General features: G+C 58.1%; 15 protein-coding genes and 3 tRNA genes. 10 read left to right on the top strand and 8 right to left on the bottom strand.

The window, feature by feature from the left end; translation table 11 throughout:
• The first annotated feature begins 96 nt into the window (after positions 1-96).
• The 8 genes from modA (at position 97) to QZR14_RS00495 (ending at position 6,634) form a co-directional block, all read left to right on the top strand.
• Positions 97-864 (top strand): molybdate ABC transporter substrate-binding protein, encoded by a 768-nt coding sequence (gene modA, locus QZR14_RS00530; protein WP_311995579.1) that lies wholly within the window; start codon positions 97-99, stop codon positions 862-864.
• Between the two features lies 1 nt (position 865).
• Positions 866-1,546 (top strand): molybdate ABC transporter permease subunit, encoded by a 681-nt coding sequence (gene modB / locus QZR14_RS00525; protein ID WP_093431052.1) that lies wholly within the window; start codon positions 866-868, stop codon positions 1,544-1,546.
• Positions 1,547-1,549: 3 nt separating this feature from the next.
• Entirely contained in the window at positions 1,550-2,629 is a 1,080-nt protein-coding gene (gene modC / locus QZR14_RS00520) for a molybdenum ABC transporter ATP-binding protein (protein WP_250605311.1), read from the top strand.
• A gap of 72 nt (positions 2,630-2,701) precedes the next feature.
• Complete coding sequence (locus QZR14_RS00515) at positions 2,702-3,739, top strand: DNA topoisomerase IB (RefSeq protein ID WP_311995578.1); 1,038 nt, start codon at positions 2,702-2,704, stop codon at positions 3,737-3,739.
• A gap of 144 nt (positions 3,740-3,883) precedes the next feature.
• Positions 3,884-5,521, top strand: a complete 1,638-nt coding sequence (locus QZR14_RS00510; protein WP_311995577.1) for an ABC-F family ATP-binding cassette domain-containing protein — start codon at positions 3,884-3,886, stop codon at positions 5,519-5,521.
• Between the two features lie 71 nt (positions 5,522-5,592).
• Positions 5,593-5,823: a hypothetical protein gene (locus QZR14_RS00505; RefSeq protein ID WP_250605314.1), complete on the top strand. Its 231-nt coding sequence runs from the start codon at positions 5,593-5,595 to the stop codon at positions 5,821-5,823.
• A 118-nt stretch (positions 5,824-5,941) separates the two neighbouring features.
• Entirely contained in the window at positions 5,942-6,172 is a 231-nt protein-coding gene (locus QZR14_RS00500) for a hypothetical protein (protein ID WP_008082703.1), read from the top strand.
• A 177-nt stretch (positions 6,173-6,349) separates the two neighbouring features.
• Entirely contained in the window at positions 6,350-6,634 is a 285-nt protein-coding gene (locus tag QZR14_RS00495; RefSeq protein WP_250605315.1) for a hypothetical protein, read from the top strand.
• A gap of 662 nt (positions 6,635-7,296) precedes the next feature.
• Here the strand turns inward: QZR14_RS00495 and QZR14_RS00490 are convergent.
• The 7 genes from QZR14_RS00490 to QZR14_RS00460 form a co-directional block, all read right to left on the bottom strand.
• Positions 7,297-7,383 (bottom strand) — tRNA-Leu (locus tag QZR14_RS00490).
• Between the two features lie 196 nt (positions 7,384-7,579).
• Positions 7,580-7,653, bottom strand: a tRNA-Cys gene (locus QZR14_RS00485).
• 46 nt (positions 7,654-7,699) lie between these two features.
• Positions 7,700-7,775, bottom strand: a tRNA-Gly gene (locus tag QZR14_RS00480).
• Positions 7,776-7,835: 60 nt separating this feature from the next.
• Complete coding sequence (gene pgsA, locus QZR14_RS00475; protein ID WP_007950102.1) at positions 7,836-8,396, bottom strand: CDP-diacylglycerol--glycerol-3-phosphate 3-phosphatidyltransferase; 561 nt, start codon at positions 8,394-8,396, stop codon at positions 7,836-7,838.
• Between the two features lie 32 nt (positions 8,397-8,428).
• Positions 8,429-10,252, bottom strand: a complete 1,824-nt coding sequence (gene uvrC, locus QZR14_RS00470; protein WP_311995576.1) for an excinuclease ABC subunit UvrC — start codon at positions 10,250-10,252, stop codon at positions 8,429-8,431.
• A gap of 2 nt (positions 10,253-10,254) precedes the next feature.
• Positions 10,255-10,896: a response regulator transcription factor GacA gene (gene gacA / locus QZR14_RS00465; protein ID WP_016984198.1), complete on the bottom strand. Its 642-nt coding sequence runs from the start codon at positions 10,894-10,896 to the stop codon at positions 10,255-10,257.
• Positions 10,897-11,023: 127 nt separating this feature from the next.
• Entirely contained in the window at positions 11,024-11,467 is a 444-nt protein-coding gene (locus tag QZR14_RS00460) for a GNAT family N-acetyltransferase (RefSeq protein WP_311995575.1), read from the bottom strand.
• 782 nt (positions 11,468-12,249) lie between these two features.
• On the opposite strand from QZR14_RS00460, the gene QZR14_RS00455 reads away from it, so the two are divergent.
• The gene (locus QZR14_RS00455; protein WP_311995574.1) at positions 12,250-13,326 is read left to right on the top strand and encodes a 3-deoxy-7-phosphoheptulonate synthase; all 1,077 of its coding nucleotides are present in this window, start codon (positions 12,250-12,252) and stop codon (positions 13,324-13,326) included.
• A 54-nt stretch (positions 13,327-13,380) separates the two neighbouring features.
• Here QZR14_RS00455 and QZR14_RS00450 read toward each other — a convergent pair whose 3' ends face one another.
• Positions 13,381-14,460 (bottom strand): hypothetical protein, encoded by a 1,080-nt coding sequence (locus QZR14_RS00450; RefSeq protein ID WP_311995573.1) that lies wholly within the window; start codon positions 14,458-14,460, stop codon positions 13,381-13,383.
• 335 nt (positions 14,461-14,795) lie between these two features.
• Here QZR14_RS00450 and QZR14_RS00445 point away from each other — a divergent pair, with 335 nt between their 5' ends.
• Complete coding sequence (locus tag QZR14_RS00445) at positions 14,796-15,656, top strand: lipase family alpha/beta hydrolase (RefSeq protein ID WP_311995770.1); 861 nt, start codon at positions 14,796-14,798, stop codon at positions 15,654-15,656.
• The last annotated feature ends 77 nt before the right edge of the window (positions 15,657-15,733 follow it).

Here is a 15,733-nt window from a genome sequence, read left to right as displayed (position 1 = left end):
TATATATTTCCTTATATAGCGAATCCAACCTCGCATCGGCGCAGACCACCTCCTGCAATAGCTGCCCTTTGCACTCGCCAATATCGGAGCTGTTACATGACCCTTCGCGTATCACGTTGTGCCCCCGCTTGCCTGGCCTCTTTGCTCGCCGTTTTCGCCATCGGCACGGTACAGGCTGATGAAGTGCAGGTGGCTGTAGCAGCCAACTTCACCGCGCCGATCCAGGCGATTACGGCGGATTTCGAGAAGGACACCGGGCACAAACTGGTCGCAGCCTACGGTGCCACCGGCCAGTTCTACACGCAGATCAAGAATGGCGCGCCGTTCGAAGTGTTCCTCTCCGCTGACGACACCACCCCGGAAAAACTCGAAAAAGAAGGCGACACCGTCAAAGGTTCGCGGTTCACCTACGCCATCGGCACGCTGGCGTTGTGGTCGGCGAAAGCAGGTTATGTCGATGCGCAAGGCGAGGTGCTGAAAAACAACGAATACCAGCACCTCTCCATTGCCAACCCGAAAGCAGCGCCTTACGGCCTGGCAGCCACGCAAGTGCTGGAAAAACTCAAACTGACCGAGGCCACCAAATCCAAGATCGTCGAAGGCCAGAACATTACCCAGGCTTATCAATTTGTCTCGACCGGCAATGCCGAGTTGGGCTTTGTCGCACTTTCGCAGATCTACAAGGATGGCAAAGTCAGCAACGGTTCGGCATGGATCGTCCCGGCCAGCATGCACGACCCGATCAAACAGGACGCAGTGATTCTGAACAAAGGCAAAGACAACGCCGCTGCCAAAGCCTTGGTCGAATACCTCAAAGGCCCGAAAGCCGCTGCGGTGATCAAGTCCTACGGTTACCAGATCTAAAATGTCGCTGACGAGTGCCGATTTCGCGGCGATCTGGCTGACCCTGAAACTGGCGTCCCTGACTACCGCGATCCTGCTGGTAGTCGGCACTCCGATTGCCCTGTGGCTGTCGCGCACCGATTCGTGGCTGCGCGGCCCGATCGGGGCGATCGTCGCCCTGCCCCTCGTGTTGCCACCGACTGTGATCGGTTTCTATCTGTTACTGATGATGGGACCGCACGGTTTTCTCGGCCAGTTTACCCAATGGCTGGGCCTGGGCACTTTGACCTTCAGCTTCACCGGGCTGGTGATCGGTTCGGTGATCTATTCCATGCCGTTCGTGGTGCAACCGTTGCAAAACGCGTTTTCGGCGATCGGCACCCGCCCTCTGGAAGTCGCCGCGACCTTGCGCGCCAATCCGTGGGACACGTTTTTCAGCGTGATTGTGCCGCTGGCGCGTCCTGGTTTTATCACTGCGGCGATCCTCGGCTTCGCACATACCGTCGGTGAGTTCGGCGTGGTGCTGATGATCGGCGGCAATATTCCCGACAAGACCCGCGTGGTTTCCGTGCAAATCTACGACCATGTCGAAGCGATGGAATACGCTCAGGCCCATTGGCTGGCCGGGGCGATGCTGGTGTTTTCGTTTCTGGTGTTGCTGGCGTTGTACTCCAGCCGCAAGACCCGCGCAGGCTGGAGTTGATTGATGATTGATGTGCGTCTGAAACGGATCTATACGGGCTTCAGCCTCGATATCGACCTGAACTTGCCGGGCCGTGGCGTGACTGCGCTTTATGGTCATTCCGGCTCGGGTAAAACCACCTGCCTGCGCTGTATCGCCGGACTTGAACGCGCCGAACAGGGCTTTATCCAGATCAACGATGAAGTCTGGCAGGACAGCGAAAACGGCATTTTCGTCCCGCCCCACAAACGCGCGCTCGGCTACGTGTTTCAGGAGGCCAGCCTGTTTCCACACCTGTCGGTGCTGGCCAATCTGCAATTCGGCCTCAAGCGCATCGCCAAGTCCCAACGTCGCGTCGACATGGCGCAGGCCACTGAACTGTTGGGCATCGGCCATTTGCTCGAACGTCATCCGCAGCATTTGTCGGGAGGCGAACGCCAGCGCGTCGGCATCGCCCGTGCGCTGCTGACCAGCCCGAAACTGCTGCTGATGGACGAGCCACTGGCCGCGCTCGACAGCCAGCGCAAACGTGAAATCCTGCCGTACCTGCAACGCCTGCACGACGAACTGGACATTCCGGTGCTGTACGTCAGCCATGCCCAGGATGAAGTGGCGCGACTGGCCGATCACCTGGTGTTGCTCAGCGAAGGCAAAGCGCTGGCCAGCGGCCCGATTGGCGAAACCCTCGCACGTCTTGACCTGCCGATGGCGATGGGCGATGACGCCGGGGTGATCATTGAGGGCCAGGTCAGCGCCTACGATGCGCAATATCAGCTGCTGAGCCTGCAACTGCCGGCCACCGAGATGAGCATCAGGGTGACGCACGCGCCGATGGAACCGGGTCAGGCCCTGCGCTGCAAAATCCACGCGCGGGACATCAGCCTGAGTCTGCAGAACAGCGAGTTCAGCAGCATCCTCAATCGACTGCCGGTGACGGTGGTCAGCGAACAATCGGCCGACAACGCCGCCCACGTGCTGATTCGCCTGGATGCTGGCGGCACCCCGCTGCTCGCGCGCATCACCCGCTACTCCCGGGACCAGTTGGGCGTGCATCCGGGCCAGCATTTATGGGCGCAGATCAAAGCGGTCGCAGTCCTCGCCTAAATCATTCGGCACCACGGCAACGGCGTGCGGTCAATCGTTTTACAGACCGCCGCGCCATCAAAGGAAACTGCCATGCCCGACACCGTGCTGACTGCCGACCTGCCATCCGACTTGCATTACGTCGACGACACCCAGCCCGGTATCACTCGCAAAAAGCTGCGCGGCAAGTTCAGCTATTTCGAACCGTCAGGCCAGCGCATCAGTGATCCGGATGAAATCAAACGCATCAATGCCCTTGCCGTACCACCCGCCTATACCGACGTGTGGATCTGCCCGGACCCGCGCGGTCATCTGCAAGCCACCGGCCGTGATGCCCGTGGCCGCAAGCAATATCGTTATCACGCGCGCTGGCGCGAGGTGCGCGATGCCGACAAGTATTCGCGATTGCGTGAGTTCGGTCTGGCGTTGCCGAAATTGCGCAAGCAACTGGAGGCGCTATTGGCGGCGCCCGGTTTCAGTCGCGACAAGGTCATGGCCACGGTCATCACCCTGCTCGACGCCACACTGATTCGGGTCGGCAACACACAATACGCCCGAGACAATCGCTCCTACGGCCTGACCACCCTGCGCAGCCGACATGTCGAAGTCAACGGCAGCGCGATCCTGTTCCAGTTTCGCGGCAAGAGTGGCATCGAACACCAGATCACCGTCAAGGATCGACGGCTGGCGCGCATCATCAAGCGCTGCCTGGAGATTCCCGGCCAGAACCTGTTTCAGTATCTGGATGAAAACGGTGAGCGGCACACCGTCAGCTCTTCCGACGTCAACGCCTACCTGCAGACCCTGACCGGCGCCGATTTCACCGCCAAGGATTACCGCACGTGGGCGGGCAGTGCCTTGGCGCTGGCGGTGTTGCGCGAGTTGCAATGGGAGTCCGAGACCGAGGCCAAGCGGCATGTGGTGGAGATGGTCAAAGGCGTCGCCAAGCAGTTAGGCAACACCCCGGCGGTGTGCCGCAAGTGCTATATCCACCCGGCCGTAGTCGAGAAATTCATGCTCGGCGCCCTCGCTGAACTACCTCGCCCGCGCGTGCGTAAAGGCCTGCGTGCCGAGGAAGTGGCGCTGGCAATGTTTCTCGAGCAAATGAGCGAGATGACCGACGCAACTTGATCCGCGCATGAGCGTCATCTAGGCTAGCCACCTCCCCCTCTTTCGGACGACCGCAGAAGTGAACAACCCGACCTTCTAAAAATGTACTCGCGACACGCCATTCACGGCGCTTGTCAGTTTTCACGACATTTTCTGGAGGTGCCGATGACTCACGTCTCGCGTACAGCCGCACTCGTTTCCCTGAATCAACTGGGCTTTCAGTTCGCCAATGGCGCAACCCTGTTCGAAAACCTGAACCTGACTTTCGATGATCAACCGACCGCGATCGTCGGGCGCAACGGTGTTGGCAAAAGCGTGCTCGCACGTTTGATTGCCGGGCAATTGCAACCCGGCACCGGCAGCGTGGCACGCTCGGTTTGCGTGCATTACGTCGCTCAAACGTTCATCACTACACCCGGGCAAACCGTAGCCGATGCAACAGGGACGGCCTCGGTGCTCAACGCACTGGAGCGACTGAAGCTCGGGGGTGCCACGGCCGACGACTTCGACCTCATCGACGAACGCTGGGATCTGGCGGAGTGCTTGCGGCAGATGCTCGATGAGGCTGGGCTGGCCGACATCTCTGGGTCGGATCTGACGGAGCACCTCAGCGGTGGTCAGCAAGCCAGAATTGCCCTGATCGGCGCACTGCTGAGCCAGGCGCCATTGCTGGTGCTCGACGAACCCACCAATCACCTCGACAGCGCCGGTCGGCAATGGCTGATGTGTTTACTTGAGCGCTGGCGTGGCGGCCTGATCGTCGTCAGTCACGACCGTCAATTGCTGGAGCAGATGCCGCGAACTGTCGAACTTACGCCTGCGGGAGCCACTGTTTTCAGCGGACGTTTTGCGGATTTCACTGAACAACGCCGGATACATCAACAGGCAGCCCGGGCACAACTCGATCAGGCCCGTATCGAACGTCAGCGCGAACGCACGCGGCTGCAACGCGAGCACGACACCATCCAGCGCCATGCCGCCGGCAGCCGTCGTAACGCACAAAATGCCAACGTTTCGGGCTTCGAGCGGGCGGCACTGAAAGCCGCCGCGAGGGACATCATGGGACAGGTAAAAGTCGGCCAACAGGCACGCAAGGCCGATCTGGATCAGCGTGTTCGCGAGGCATACGAAAACGTCCTGCCCGACGACGGCGTGCTGATCAATCTGCCGGGGAGCGTGGTGCCGAGCAATCGGCAGGTGTGCACGCTGATCGACGCGTGCTTGCCATGGTTACCGGCAGATGCGCCCACCAGCCGCCTTGACCTCGCCATTCAAGGGCCGATGCGCATCGCTGTCAGTGGTCCTAACGGTTGTGGCAAATCGACGCTGTTGAAACTGCTGGCAGATGAAGGGGCGCCGGTGAGTGGCGAGTGCATCACGCATGTGCCCTTTGCTTTTCTCGATCAACAGCTGAAGCTGCTGGATGAGCACACTTCGATTGTCGATCAGTTGCAGGCACAGCAAACGCCTTTGAGCGAAGGTGAGTTGCGCAGCTTGCTCGCCCATCTGCAACTGGACGCGCAGCGTGTTACCCGGCCCTGTGCCTCACTCAGTGGCGGCGAACGCTTGAAAGCAGCCCTTGCGCTGGCGTTGTGGCGCCAGACACCCGCGCAATTACTGCTGCTGGATGAGCCGACCAATCATCTGGACCTGGCGTCGGTGCAAGCTTTCGAACAAGCCTTGCAGACATTTCCCGGGGCGATAGTTGTGGTTTCCCACGATCAGGCGTTTCTACAAACGTTGAATCCAAGCCATCACCTGATCTGGCACATCGAAGGCTGGCGTTGGCAACCGACGAGCTGAGCTGTGTATTTTTTGCACGATTGCCGGGGGCTTCTATAGTTGATCTGACACGAATCAGCTGCGGTGACGCCATGGAAGACATTTTCGTCGTGAAGCGTTGCAACAAGATCATTATTCACGGTCGACGTGCCGAAGACAGCCAGCATGATCCCGCCGAAGCCACTGGTTGGTTTCGCATCTGCGACACACGTACTGGCGGTTTCATCGGTGATGGCTACGACACGGAGGGCGAAGCTCGACGTGAATGCACGCGCCTCAACGCAGTCAGTTCCCCACTACCGGCCCGCGAATCGTCCGGCTGATGCCGATCAGAAGCGGGTCTATACTGAAACCAGCTGAAGGAGCAGCGCCCCACGGCAGAAGGCTCGCAACACGCGGGCTTTTTGCTGCAGCTCAGGTTTCATAGAACGGAGGTGTTCCATGTCCGAAAAAGAGTCCATCACCACCCTCCTTACCCTGCTTGACGCTCGACAAGCGCGCCTCGCCGCCGCGTGCAAAGAGATCGCCGACTGGGTCGATCACCAAGGCGGGCACCCCACCGCCCTGCGCATCCGAGACCGACTGAATGACATCGAGAAGGATGCTCCGCTGATTCGCAATACGCTGTCGGCGCTAAAGCCTGTTGATCGGCCACTGCCTCGGTTCAGATGACCTCGACCAGGCCAGGGTTTCAGGAATTTGCTCATTAGCGGTGACCCTAAGTCACCGCATTTGCAAAGTAACGCCCTTACCCGCCCGCATGCGGGTGTTTTTTTGCCTGCGTCCAAACGGCGAACGCTTGCCGTCCGCGAGTTGTCATAACTTATACATGTCGCTCAGGAGACAGTTATGGTTATCCATTTCAACGTCGACGGCCATCTGGCTTGCGGCCATAAAGGCAAACAACTTTCGGCAAGCCGCGAACTCAATCGCGTGAAGTGCCGCAGTTGCCGCAATACCGATGCATACAAGCAGGCACGAAAGGATCAGCGCAACGCCAGCCGCCGCATGGCCCGTCAGGCCAAAACCTCGCACGATGCAACAAACTGGCGCGCAGAATGGATCGAGCGCCTGACCGCCATGGCCGGCCTTCAGCGCTTGCCTCGCGGGTTTAGCGGACAGGCTTTCGTCTAGTACCGCGTGTTGGCAAGCCACCAAAAAGGCCTGCATGAGAAAACTCATGCAGGCCTTTGATATTCATGGAGTAGCGTGCGGGTGCGGGAAATTGCTCTACGAGCGAAATTTCCATCAACCAGCCAACTCACGCGGTTTTCCAGATTGCTCGCTGATTTCCAGATCCCACCAATCCGGTGAGCCTTGCTGTAGCACAAATGAGGCACAGAAGGATGAACATACGTTCATCGAAAACATGGCTCGATGCGTCTAGGCTGCGGGTTCCGACATAGTGACTACAGGAGTAACCCACCATGTTCTCGCACGAAAGCATCCCGCTTGTTGCCATCTTCATCATCATGTTCATAGGCGTGCTTGCCGCCTTCCTGCACCCGGTGCACGCGTTCTTCAGCTGGCTTCGGAGACGGAGTCAAAGATCTTCCTCGCGCTCTTCGAAAGGAGTGGGTTCGCGCTGAATTTTTCCCCGACGAGCCCGGATACGTCCGGGCTTCTTTTCGTAACGCCTACAAACTGCCGATAGCAGCCAAGGAACTCCGCATCCCTTTGCCTGTAAGCCCAGGGGAAGGGATTGCGCCAACTTCGGCGCGCTTATGACCTGGATTGCGACCCAGAAACGAACAAGGGCTTGCATCAGCTTTCGCCTGCAAACCCTTGATTAAAGATGGTGCCCGAAGCCGGAATCGAACCGGCACGCCCTTACGAGCGGGGGATTTTAAGTCCCATGCGTCTACCAGTTTCGCCATTCGGGCGGTAGCGCGGTGCTGCTGTCTTCTGCTGCACAGTCGCGATCCTGACAGGATCCAACCTTGAACAACAGTGCGGGAAATATATACATCACTTCCCAGTGAAGCAAGTTGGCAATGACCGTTTTTCAAGACTAAATCTTGCGGTACTTTGCAAATAAAAAAGCTCCGTAAATCATGGATCTACGGAGCTTATTCATAGTGGAGGCCGAGGTCGGAATCGAACCGGCGTAGGTGGATTTGCAATCCACTGCATAACCATTTTGCTACTCGGCCTCAAAGTATCTGCTGTCAGTAGCACAACAACAAACACTGTACAAATTGGAGCGGGAAACGAGACTCGAACTCGCGACCCCGACCTTGGCAAGGTCGTGCTCTACCAACTGAGCTATTCCCGCTTGGTGATGCGCATTCTATAGAATTAAGAAGCTCCGTCAACCCCTTGATTCAAAAAAGTTTTATTTCTTTTCAACATCGGTCTTCAGGTGCGGCCAGGCGGCGCGCAGGTACTGCACCATCGACCACAAGGTCAGGCCGGCAGAGACCATCAGCAAGGCATAACCGAGGATAACCCAGAAGCTGAAATCCTTTGGATTAGCCAACAGAATGACCAGCGCGAGCATCTGCGCTGCGGTCTTCCATTTGCCCAGATTGGAAACGGCTACATGGGCACGGGCACCGAGTTCGGCCATCCACTCACGCAAGGCCGACACCACAATTTCGCGACCAATGATGACAGCCGCAGGCAGTGTGAGCCAGAGATTGCCATGTTCCTGGACCAGAAGCACCAGTGCGACTGCAACCATGAGCTTGTCAGCGACCGGATCGAGAAACGCCCCGAACGGAGTGCTTTGCTCCAGACGGCGAGCCAGATAACCGTCCAGCCAGTCCGTCGCTGCCGCAAAGGCGAACACCGAGGCGGAGGCCATGTAACTCCACTGATAAGGCAGATAGAACAGCAAAATGAAGATTGGAATGAGCAGGACGCGTAGAACGGTAATCAGATTAGGGATATTCATCGGCACAACTGGCTACGAGGTGAAGGGGCATTCTACTCGCTATGCAGGTTCGCATAAATCGACTCTGCGAGCTTTTTACTGATCCCCGGGGCTTTGGCGATCTCTTCGATGCTTGCACGAGACAGCTCCTGCAATCCACCAAAATGTTTCAACAAGTCGCGACGTCGGGTCGGCCCAACGCCGGCAACGCCTTCCAGCGTTGACGTACGACGGGTTTTACCTCGACGTGCGCGGTGTCCTGTAATTGCGAAACGGTGCGCTTCATCGCGAATCTGTTGAATCAGGTGCAGCGCCGGCGAGTCGCCACGCAAGGTAAACTCGTGCGCCGCATCATTTAGATACAACGTTTCGAAGCCGGCCTTGCGCGTAGCACCTTTGGCAACACCGAGGAGGATCAGGTCCGGCACGGCCAATTCGTTGAGAACATCCCGTGCCATCGACAGCTGGCCCTTGCCACCGTCGACCAACAAGATGTCCGGCAGTTTGCCCTCGCCTTCCTTGAGTTTGCTGAAGCGTCGCGTCAGGGCCTGATGCATGGCGGCATAGTCGTCACCCGCCGTGACCCCTTCGATGTTATAGCGCCGGTAATCCGACTTGATCGCGCCTTCAGGGCCGAACACCACACAGGACGCGACCGTCGCCTCACCGCTGGAATGACTGATGTCATAGCATTCCAGACGCTGCGGCGGTTCATCTAGGTTCAATACTTCGGCCAAGGCCTCGAACCGCGCGGCGGTGTGTTGGCGGTTGGCCAGGCGCGCGCCCAATGCCTGCTCGGCGTTGGTCACTGCCAGTTGCTGCCAGCGCGCGCGCGTACCACGCACCCGATGACTGATGGCCAGCTCGCGACCACGCAGCTCATGGATCGCTTCAACCAATGTTGGAAAGTCTTCGTGCACCACATTGACGATCAGCTCGCTCGGCAAATCTCGCTCGGGGCTGCTGATAAAGTAGTGGCCAAGAAACGCGGCCATGACTTCCGAAACGTCCTCTTCGATACCGACTTGCGGAAAGAAATTCTTGCTGCCCAACACACGTCCGCCACGGACGCTTATCAGGTGCACGCAAGCGCCGCCCGGGTTGACGAATGCCGCGATGACATCGATATCCCCTGTACCACCTTCCATGCTCTGTTGATCCTGGACCCGACGCAGCAGTGCGATCTGATCACGCAGTTCGGCGGCACGCTCGAACTCCAGGTTGATCGCCGCCTCCTCCATCGCCGTGGACAGCTCGTTGGTCAACGCGTGACTACGCCCCTCAAGAAACATCACCGAGTGACGCACGTCTTCGGCATACACTTCAGGCTCGACCAGTCCGACGCAAGGCGCTTTGCAGCGCTTGATCTGATACTGCAGGCACGGGCGGGTACGGTTCTTGTAGTAGCTGTCTTCACACTGGCGAACGAAGAAGGTCTTTTGCAGCAGGCTCAGGCTTTCACGTATGGCGCCGGCACTCGGATAGGGGCCGAAGTACTTGCCCTTGTCCTTTTTGGCCCCGCGATGAATGCTCAGGCGCGGGAATTGGCCGTCGGACAGAAACACGTAGGGGTAGGATTTGTCGTCGCGCAACAGAATGTTGTACGGCGGACGCCATTCTTTGATCAGCGTCTGCTCCAGCAGCAGCGCCTCGGTTTCGTTGGCGGTGATGGTCGTTTCGACCTGCGCAATGCGCCCCACCAACGCGGCAGTCTTGGGCGCCAGGCCGGTTTTGCGAAAGTAGCTGGCCAGGCGTTTTTTCAGGTTCTTGGCCTTGCCCACGTACAACAGGCGTGCATCGCTGTCGAACATGCGATAGACGCCCGGGCGCCCGCTGACTGTCGACAGAAACGCGCCGGAATCGAATGTTTCAGTCATGGTCAGAGGCTGGCATCAACCATACCGTGCCGCACCGCCAGCAGAGTCAACTCGACGTCGCTGCTGATCGAAAGCTTCTCGAAAATACGATAGCGATAGGTGTTCACGGTTTTCGGTGACAGGCACAATTTGTCGGAAATGATCTGTACCTTCTGACAGCCGACGATCATCAAGGCGATCTGAATTTCGCGTTCGGACAAGGCATCGAAGGGAGAATCATTGGAAGGCTGAAACGACTTGATTGCCAATTGCTGGGCAATTTGCGGACTGATGTAGCGCTGACCGGCAAAAACCAGGCGAATCGCCTGAACCATTTCCGGCAAACCCGCGCCCTTGGTCAGATAACCCGCAGCACCAGCCTGCAACAAGCGTGTCGGAAAAGGATCCTCTTCACACACCGTAACCGCGACCACCTTGATGTCCGGATGACTGCGCAACAGTTTGCGCGTGGCTTCCAGGCCGCCGATGCCGGGCATCTTGACGTCCATCAGCACCACATCGGGCTTCAACTCTCGGGCCTTGATCAGGGACTCTTCCCCGGATTCAGCCTGGCCAACCACTTGCAAGCCATCGATATCGGCCAGCATACGTGTAATGCCTGTGCGAACGAGATCATGGTCATCGACCACTAGCACCCTAATCAAGCAGACACCTCGCGATATGGTCTTATTGGGATGCCGGACACCTTAGCAAAAAGTACCCCGCAGACCTAGCGGAAAGCGTCATTTAAAAAGTTTCAATTCATCATTGAAGGCTTGCCGGCCGTGGGTTTCAGAGCACATGTGTACTGATATCAAGCTGCATTCGCAGAAAACACTCGTCCGCGCCTTGAACTTGTAGTCCTTTTCTCTCATACAAGTTTCTCGCCGGATTATTTTCAAATACGGTCAGCCGCAGCGCCGGGCGTCTTTCTCTACGCACCATGTCGATAACCTGATCGATTGCCCAAGAACCAGCACCCTGCCCCTGATACGTTTCAGCAATCTGCAGCTCACGAATGTACAGCGCGCGCATATCCCGACTGAGACTGAGAAAGCCCACTGGCACATCACCCTTCACTATCAGCCAGTTTTGCCGCCCCAACCATGCCACGTCGAACGCTTCGTCCCGCCATAGCAGGTCATGGCGAATGTAGTAGCGCAGCATGTTCTGACAGGTGAGATCGCGGGCAAACGCCAGATCTTCTGGAACCGCCAATCGTAAGTGGAATGTCATCAGGCTTGCACAACAGGAACAATTCGCCCCAGCCATGCACCCACGACGCGCTCGGCCATGACCAACAGATCACCTGCCCCGGCCGCTGCGGCCTCGATAAAGCGACAGTGTGAAAGCTCACCGGCAATGTGCGGAGACTGGGCAGCAGCAATGGTTTGTGTCGACACGGTTCACCCTTGGTCATCAAGCGAAGTGCAGAATGTCACAACTCCTGCGCGACGCTAGCAATAGATGTTTTGTTGATTACGCGATAGCAATTTCTGATTGCTGTGGCGTAGCGGCCTCTAGTAAGCTCGGCCCATTCATCGGAGACAGACCATGTTCAACGCCCTCTCACAGCTTTGCACCACCAGCGCCCTGCGCTCGGTTGCGGCTGCCCGGGTGAATGACGTTTGCGCTCCGGTCAGCTTTTATTTTGGGTATTGGTTTAGCCACTGGCGCGCCTGATACCCAAACGGCGCCCATAACAACGGGTCGCCTACCAGAGAATTCTCAACCCCCGGTCGGCCTCCCGACCGGGGGTTTTGTTTTTTCAGCCCCACATTTTTCAGCAACACACTAGACACTTTGAGGAATCACGAAATGAACTACGCCACTTATTACCGTCACGACAGCTTCAGCGCCTGGCGATTTACCAGCCTCCGCTCGGGACAGCCTGCCGCCTCCGATCGGTCACCTACAGGTGGCAAGCACACACACGTAGCCACTACGGCCAACTGTCGAACACCCCAGTAGGGCCGGGCGAGCGGGAAGCACCCGCCGCCAGCCCAGGAAGACCGAATATGAACTCGTCCGTTTCTGCTCTGCCGCTGTCCACCCTGAACCCTGCCAACGAAGCATTGACCCTGCGTCTGCCCAGCTCGTTGCAACTCAAACAGCAATTGCCCCTGAGCAATGCCTTGAGCCTGCAAGTCACCGCGCACCGCCAGGCGGTTCGCGCCATTCTCAATGGCCAGGATCAACGCCTGCTGGTCATCGTCGGGCCCTGCTCTATCCATGATCCGCAATCCGCACTCGAATACGCCGGCAAGCTCGCTCGACTGGCTGAAGAAGTCAGCGGCGAAATGCTGTTGGTGATGCGAGCCTACGTCGAGAAACCGCGTACCACGGTCGGCTGGAAAGGTCTGGCCTACGACCCGCAACTGGATGGCAGTGACGACATGGCTGGCGGCCTTACGCTTTCGCGCGAGCTGATGCTGGAAATGATCCGCCTCGGCCTGCCAGTGGCCACAGAATTGCTGCAGCCCATGGCTGCCGGTTACTTCGACGATCTGTTGAGCTGGGTGGCCATTGGCGCGCGCACCACTGAATCGCAGATCCACCGGGAGATGGCCAGTGGATTGGGCATGCCAGTCGGGTTCAAGAACGGCACCGACGGCGGTGCCGCCATTGCGGTTGACGCCATGCGTTCGGCAGCCCATCCGCACCGGCATTTCGGCGTCGATAGTCAGGGCCATCCGGCCATCATTCAAACACCAGGCAACCCCGACACCCACCTGGTTCTGCGCGGTGGCCATAAAGGGCCGAACCATGATCGCGAGAGCGTTGCGAAAATCCATGCAGACCTGAATCGCCTGAAGATTCCGAGCCGGATCATGGTCGATTGCAGCCACGCCAACAGTGGCAAGGACCCGCTACGCCAGCCCGGCGTCTTCAACGAAGTGCTTGAGCAACGCCTGCAAGGTGACCGCTCTTTGATCGGCATGATGATTGAGTCTCACCTGTTCGAAGGCTGCCAACCGCTGAGCGAATCCCTGCGCTATGGGGTGTCGATTACCGACGGTTGCCTCGGTTTCAGCGCAACGGAACGCTTGCTGCTTGACGCCTGCCAGCGCCTTGCCGCACACGCCAAAGGCTGATTGCCAGGCTCACCCTCCGGTTTATCGCAAGCCGGAGGGCCGGCCATATTCCCGTTACGCCTCTACCTGCACGTGCGTCACCGCGGACTCCTGACTGACATCGTCCAGACGTTCAATCGTGTAGGCCACCCGCACGGTCGTGCCATGGTGCTCACGCCAGAATCGGTGCGGCACAATGAAGATCAGCGGCTTCCCCGCCGTCTCCCGAGTGATTTCACGGTCATCGCGATGATTGAACAGATCTCCGTCGCACTTGAGGTACGCCAACTCACCTTCCTGCGTTTGAGCGTTACCGATCACGACGGTGACGCCATCGATCGAGTCGTCTCTCGACAACACGCCATCTTGCGCTTCAAGCACATCGGGTGCGTCCAGTTCACCCCGTTGGATCGGGGTGACGAGAACTCGCGCCGCCTCGGATTCGCGAACGACGCCGCCCGCCTGTTCGACCTGGTAGCGCACTACCACCTCGCCGCCGAGATGGGCTGCGATGTGCACCCCTTCAACCCAGAATGACAGGACATCTGCGACCGCAAAGGTTTCGACCTTCAAGCTGTCGCTGAACGTTGCAGACGATGCGTCAGCGCCCCACAGCAACGTGACCCGATCCCCCGCCGCCATTCGGGAATAAGGCTGGAGCGCGACAAGCGTGCCGTCCGGCACTCGCGCCGGATCCAGCGTTCCTCCGATCGCCCCCTCGACAATCGGCGCAAGCAATTGCGGCCGGGCATCCCCCACAGACAATTGCACGCGCGCAGACAACGCGGGTTCAACCGAGCCCGCACTGAGCCGTTTCCAGTAGATCTCCAGAGAACCGCCATCCAGCGCCGCGATATGCATGCCCTTGATCACGAACACGACATCCTTGCCGACCTGGCCTTCGCTGACATAGCGAACCATTTCGTGCTGATAGGCAAAGCCTTCTATATCCAGTCCGTCCCAGCTCAACAACAACTGATCGCCGCAAGCCATGTTGGCATAAGGGGCAATGCGGACAACAACTTTGCTCAGCGCGGGATCCAGCACTGCTCCCTCATGGGAATCAAGGGTTGGCGCAGGCAGCAGTTCGTCCGAAACACAGGGACTGACAGGGTGGCGCATCCGGTAGCAAAACTCGACTTCGTGCGTGTGCATTAGTGGCTCCATTCCTTGGAAAAAACGCCGCTTTCATGGACGGCGTCGACAGCCAACATTCAACGCCATTGCGCACACTTTCGATGTCAGCCCCATCCGCCGCGAACAACCGGCAAAGGCCTCCTGCCGGGTAGGCAAACCACGCAAAATTGCCATCAACCTAGCGAAAGATGTCTTCAACTTCCGATTCGGATTTCATAAGTATCTGAAAATTCTTACAAGCACTAGTCCAGATTCAACGGCCAAGAGAAGCCCCTTCTTACTTCTTCAACAGGATGAGTGTTTTAGAGTGGCCTCCAGATTCCCCGATGAACTTCTGTGAAAAAGGTAAGAACATGCAACGGAATGCTTCAACTCGCTATCCCGTCCTGTTGGTACACGGCCTGTTCGGATTCGAGCGTATAGGTCATTTCGAGCTGTTCCATGATGTAAAGGACGCTCTGAAAACGACTGGCAGCCGAGTGTTTGTTCCACACCTTTCTACCACCCATAAAAACGAAGCAAGGGGTGAACAATTGCTTGCACAGATTGATCGTGTCTTGCGAGGCACAGGTGCAGACAAAGTCAACCTCATAGGACACAGTCAAGGCGCATTGGCTGCTCGATACGCTGCGGCGTTGGCGCCACACGCCGTCGCTTCCGTCACCTCCGTCAGCGGCCCGAACCACGGCTCGGAACTGGCTGACTTTCTGCGCAAGGCACTGATACCCGGGCGACTGCCGGAGGTCGTCGCCCAGAACGTAGCGACGCTATTTGCCAATTTTCTATCGTTGCTCAGTGGCAGTGCCGCCTTGCCGCAGAACGCACTGGCGGCGCTCAATGCACTGACGACTGAAGGCGTAGGTGAGTTCAACGACAAGTTTCCGCAGGGATTGCCCAGCACTTGGGGCGGACAAGGCCCGGAACAGGTCAACGGCGTACGCTATTACTCGTGGAGCGGCGTTCTGCCGGCCAGCAGCCCGTCGCCACTCGATCCGACCCAAAGCATTTGCCATGCGCTATCGCAGTACTTCATGACCGAAACGCTGCAGAATGACGGTTTCGTCGGCCGCTTCAGTTCTCACTTGGGGCAGGTGATCCGCTCCGACTACCCACTGGACCATCTGGGCAGCCTGCGCCGCACAGCCGGCGCCATACCCGACCCGATTGAGCTGTACGTCAAGCACGCCGAACGTCTGCGAGCCGCGAATCTCTGATCAAGGCCACGGACAACCGAACGGAACTTTGCCGAGAATTCGCCCACTGAATCCGGTAGGCTCCACACTTTACTGAA

This window comes from Pseudomonas sp. rhizo66, assembly GCF_031931925.1.
Lineage (GTDB): Bacteria > Pseudomonadota > Gammaproteobacteria > Pseudomonadales > Pseudomonadaceae > Aquipseudomonas.
Note: the sequence above shows the minus strand (reverse complement) of the source record. Positions and strands in the feature narration are given on the sequence as shown.

Bases quoted from the DNA above. Each gene is read 5' to 3' on its own strand.
- QZR14_RS00515 (WP_311995578.1), top strand. From the start codon at position 2,702: ATGCCCGACACCGTGCTGACTGCCGACCTGCCATCCGACTTGCATTAC.
- modC (WP_250605311.1), top strand. From the start codon at position 1,550: ATGATTGATGTGCGTCTGAAACGGATCTATACGGGCTTCAGCCTCGAT.
- QZR14_RS00500 (WP_008082703.1), top strand. From the start codon at position 5,942: ATGTCCGAAAAAGAGTCCATCACCACCCTCCTTACCCTGCTTGACGCT.
- uvrC (WP_311995576.1), bottom strand. From the start codon at position 10,252: ATGACTGAAACATTCGATTCCGGCGCGTTTCTGTCGACAGTCAGCGGG.
- pgsA (WP_007950102.1), bottom strand. From the start codon at position 8,396: ATGAATATCCCTAATCTGATTACCGTTCTACGCGTCCTGCTCATTCCA.
- QZR14_RS00495 (WP_250605315.1), top strand. From the start codon at position 6,350: ATGGTTATCCATTTCAACGTCGACGGCCATCTGGCTTGCGGCCATAAA.
- QZR14_RS00505 (WP_250605314.1), top strand. From the start codon at position 5,593: ATGGAAGACATTTTCGTCGTGAAGCGTTGCAACAAGATCATTATTCAC.
- QZR14_RS00445 (WP_311995770.1), top strand. From the start codon at position 14,796: ATGCAACGGAATGCTTCAACTCGCTATCCCGTCCTGTTGGTACACGGC.
- modA (WP_311995579.1), top strand. From the start codon at position 97: ATGACCCTTCGCGTATCACGTTGTGCCCCCGCTTGCCTGGCCTCTTTG.
- QZR14_RS00455 (WP_311995574.1), top strand. From the start codon at position 12,250: ATGAACTCGTCCGTTTCTGCTCTGCCGCTGTCCACCCTGAACCCTGCC.
- QZR14_RS00460 (WP_311995575.1), bottom strand. From the start codon at position 11,467: ATGACATTCCACTTACGATTGGCGGTTCCAGAAGATCTGGCGTTTGCC.
- QZR14_RS00510 (WP_311995577.1), top strand. From the start codon at position 3,884: ATGACTCACGTCTCGCGTACAGCCGCACTCGTTTCCCTGAATCAACTG.
- modB (WP_093431052.1), top strand. From the start codon at position 866: ATGTCGCTGACGAGTGCCGATTTCGCGGCGATCTGGCTGACCCTGAAA.
- QZR14_RS00450 (WP_311995573.1), bottom strand. From the start codon at position 14,460: ATGCACACGCACGAAGTCGAGTTTTGCTACCGGATGCGCCACCCTGTC.